Raw genomic sequence first — 3,635 nt, 5'->3', positions numbered from 1 at the left:
TTTCCAGTTAGAGGTCCAATTATTGATCCCTTGCTTTCATTGGATAGATAAAAAGTATCGATTAGTCCACGATGTTATTGGTTTCCTGAGCATTAGGATTTAGTCCACGATGTTATTGGTGCAACCCATTAGGAAAACACGGGCTCCCTAATATCTATGTAGGAAGATCTGATACAAACTTTTGCTGCGACAAACGCGAATGAACTGTCCATTTTCAATGAGAAATCATTCAGATAGATGAAAACAGGACCAGGGATTCAATCATCGGAGAATGAGTCAGAGCCGTTTCCCATCGCTACGGGGATGGCCGCTGAATTCGAAGATCCTTTCGGAAATCGTCTCGGCATCACTGATTATAAAAAGAACGGATGATAGAACACTGCTCTCAACGTCTACCGAAAACTGTCCAGGCAAGTCGGTGAAAAAGAAAAGAAAATCGGTAGAAGGGGATGAGGATTCTGAAGGCTGAGAGTCTCCGTGGATCGGAGCTGCAATAGTATTCAAGGAAGGCATCTTCATCCTTTTCTGAAAACCGTTCACTTCCGACAGATTTCCTGAAAGAGCGAAACAGCCGGAAGATGTTTTCCAGCCTTTTAAGATTTCCGATCCTTTCGTTCTTTCTCATCCTATCAAGGTCAATGAAGAAGAGAAGTTCATGCAGCTTATCCGGCGCCATTTTAATAATGACGTTCCCCGCATTCAGATCGCGATGATAGAAACCCTCATTGTGGAAATGATTCAGCAGAGATGCAGTCCTCCTCAAGAGTTCCCTTCTGACCTCTTCGGAGATCTTCCTTCTGAAAATCTGAATGAGATTTTCTGCTTCCTCGATCAGCTCTTCCCCGATGTAACCCTCGAAAAAATGACTCCCTTTTTTCTTGAGGATTACGAATACCGCTTCCGGTGAAGGGATTCCCTTTGCTTTAAGGATAGAAGAATATCTCAGATTGTCCACGACCCTGTCCGCAGAGAAGGCATCACCGAGGATTGGGCCGAAGAAACCTCCATGAAGCATTTTCTTCATAAAGACCTTTCTCCTTGCACACGGGATGACTGCCACCGTTCCTCTTCCATGTGCGATATCCGCCGAGGCATATTTCAGAAGGAGCTCTTCAGGAGTTTCCCACTCAACATCTTTGAGGATATCCTCAAACCCTTTTTTGATAATAAGGGTCGTCTTTCCTCTGGTGGATGCAACATATTGATCTGGAATGGCGTGGATGCTTGCCATAGCTATTATACTGATCTTTCCTGCCTCCCCCTCTTCTGAAAAACAAAGGAGATGAGCGTTCCAATCAGGTAGAGGCCAACCATAGGCAGAGCGAATACGCACAGGGTCACAACGTCGCCGGTCGGCGTGATTACCGCGGCCACAATGAAGATGATCAAGACAGCATACTGTAACTTTGAGATCAAGAATCTGGGTGTAATGACCCCGAGCCGTGACAGGAAGAAGATCAGAATCGGCATCTCGAAGATGAGACCGAGCCCCAGCAGGATCCAGCTCTCGAACTGGAATGCGGACCTGAGAGTAATAGCCGCTTTGAACTCCTCTCCCATCTGGAGGAGGAATTTCGCCGTAATCGGCAGGGCTATGTAGTAACCGAACAGCCCCCCGCCCACGAAGAAGAGCGTCGAGAAGAAGATGAACGGGACTGCGAAGTACCGCTCCCCCGGATAGAGTCCGGGGGCGATGAACCTCCAGAGCTGAAATAGGATGAAAGGAGATACCAGAAAGATGGCTGCCAGAAAAGAGACCTTCATCTTGATGAGGAAGGGCTCCGTGAGGTTGATGAAGATGATATCCTCTCCTTCGAAGAGATGCTCCCGGATCGGGATGAAGAGAAAATGAAGGAGTTGTTCGGAGAAGATCCAGCAGACGATGAAGGCGGCGACGAGGGCAATGACTGACTTCCAGATTCTGCTTCGAAGCTCGTCGAGATGCTCGAGGAAGGTCATGGAAACCGATTTATCTTTTACCGGTTCGCTCATCCTGCCCGCCCGTTCCCGCCTTTCTTCTCGCTCTCGCTTCTCTCAAGTTCTTCCGTCAGCCCTTTCTCATAGTCTCGCGTCGCATCCCGGAGGGTCGCTTTCAGCTCCTCTCCCACCTCGATGAGGCTGCGCTTTGCTTCCTTCAGACCCTTTGCCTCTTCCTCGACCTCACTCTCGAGGGTTCTCCTGAAATCGAAGGCGGCTTTCTTGAATTCGGCAAGGCTCTTTCCGATCATCCGTCCCATTTCTGGAAGCTTCCTCGGTCCAAAGATGAGCAGGGCGATAATAAAGATAAGTATGAGCTCCGGACCACCAAGTGAACCAAACATGACAACCTCTGTTTAGCATTCATTGTATTATTTTGAGCCCATTTTGCAAAACATTTCTGCTATCCTTTACAATTATTCATGTGGAAAATATAATATTAAAATTTTAAGGAATGAAATGAAGAGAACAAATGGCATCATCTGGTTATTCATGGTGGCGACTCTGGTCTCTGCCGCGATCCTGATGGGGGCGGTTTTTTTAGATTACGCCGAGGATATCCATGATAGCTTGAAAAAATTCAACTACATCCTTTCCGTCGTCGAGGAGCGATATCCCGAAGAGTTGAATGCTGAAAAGGCTATTTACAGCGCCATTCGTGGGATGCTGCGCAACCTCGATCCACACAGCAACTTCCTGGACGAGAAGGAGTTCCAAGACATCAGCGAGGAGCACGAGGGGAAGTTCTACGGCCTCGGTATCCAGATTGCAAAACGGGGAGAGGATAAGCCTCTGACTGTCATTGCTCCCATCGATAATACGCCCGCCAAGAGAGCCGGTCTAAGAGCCGGCGACATCATCTCCCACATCGAAGGACAGGAGACGATGGGGATGAGTGTCCAGGAAGCCGTTAAAAAGCTGAAAGGCCCCAAGGGAACATCAGTCACGATCACCATAAAGAGGATCGGGATCGATGAGCCGCTTCAATTTACGATCGTGAGGGACGAGATACCGCTCGAAAGCGTCACCAGTGCTTTCATCATAAAGCCTGGAATAGGCTACATCAGGATCACAAACTTCAACCAATACACATACAGAGACTTCGATGCCGCTTTCTCCAATCTCGAATCGGAAGGGATGGAGCGGCTCATTCTTGACCTGCGGGATAATGCCGGCGGGCTCCTGGACCAGGGAGTCCTGGTAGCATCGAGGTTCATCGGCACGGGGAAGATGGTCGTATTTACGAAGGGGCGGATCATAAGCTCCAGTCAGGAGTTCTACTCCGAGGGAGGGGTTCCCCATGAAACAATCCCGCTCATCATACTCGTTGATCGTGGAACTGCAAGCGCTGCCGAGATCGTATCCGGTGCCGTTCAGGATCACGACCGAGGCCTCATCGTTGGAGAGACGACCTTCGGGAAGGGGCTTGTCCAGAAGAGCTATTCCCTCAACGGTAACACAGGTCTTCTTCTGACGACGGCAAGATACTACACACCGAGCGGCAGACTCATACAGCGCGATTACTCTTCCCTGGAGGATTATTTCTTGAGTGAAGATCTCGGATACGAGGAGCGGCCCGACCAAACGGGTCGAGAGATCAGGCATACCGATTCGGGAAGAACCGTCCATGGCGGCGGCGGAATAACCCCAGATATCAT

At 49.2% G+C, this 3,635-nt stretch carries 4 protein-coding genes and 1 pseudogene; 2 read left to right on the top strand and 3 right to left on the bottom strand.

Features of this window, described 5'->3' with window-relative positions; genetic code table 11:
* Nucleotides 1-276: 276 nt before the first annotated feature.
* Nucleotides 277-372: pseudogene (locus tag AB1756_04135) on the top strand (VOC family protein).
* A 13-nt stretch (nt 373-385) separates the two neighbouring features.
* Here the strand turns inward: AB1756_04135 and AB1756_04130 are convergent.
* Genes AB1756_04130 through tatA form a run of 3 tightly spaced genes read right to left on the bottom strand, consistent with a single transcriptional unit; the run spans nt 386 to nt 2,321 of the window.
* Nucleotides 386-1,231, bottom strand: coding sequence for a lipopolysaccharide kinase InaA family protein (locus AB1756_04130; GenBank protein ID MEW5806526.1), 846 nt, complete (start codon nt 1,229-1,231; stop codon nt 386-388).
* A gap of 5 nt (nt 1,232-1,236) precedes the next feature.
* Complete coding sequence (gene tatC, locus AB1756_04125) at nt 1,237-1,992, bottom strand: twin-arginine translocase subunit TatC (protein MEW5806525.1); 756 nt, start codon at nt 1,990-1,992, stop codon at nt 1,237-1,239.
* Nucleotides 1,989-2,321 carry a twin-arginine translocase TatA/TatE family subunit gene (gene tatA / locus AB1756_04120; protein MEW5806524.1) on the bottom strand — a complete coding sequence of 111 codons (333 nt, stop codon included), beginning with the start codon at nt 2,319-2,321 and terminating at the stop codon, nt 1,989-1,991. Before tatA ends, tatC begins: the two co-directional genes overlap by 4 nt.
* 115 nt (nt 2,322-2,436) lie before the next feature.
* Here tatA and AB1756_04115 point away from each other — a divergent pair.
* Nucleotides 2,437-3,635, top strand: a 1,199-nt coding sequence (locus AB1756_04115) for a S41 family peptidase (GenBank protein ID MEW5806523.1), incomplete at its 3' end; no start/stop codon positions are given.

The sequence above is a fragment of the Acidobacteriota bacterium genome (assembly GCA_040752675.1).
In the GTDB taxonomy this organism is placed as follows: Bacteria; Acidobacteriota; Polarisedimenticolia; order JBFMGF01; family JBFMGF01; genus JBFMGF01.
Note: the sequence above shows the minus strand (reverse complement) of the source record. Positions and strands in the feature narration are given on the sequence as shown.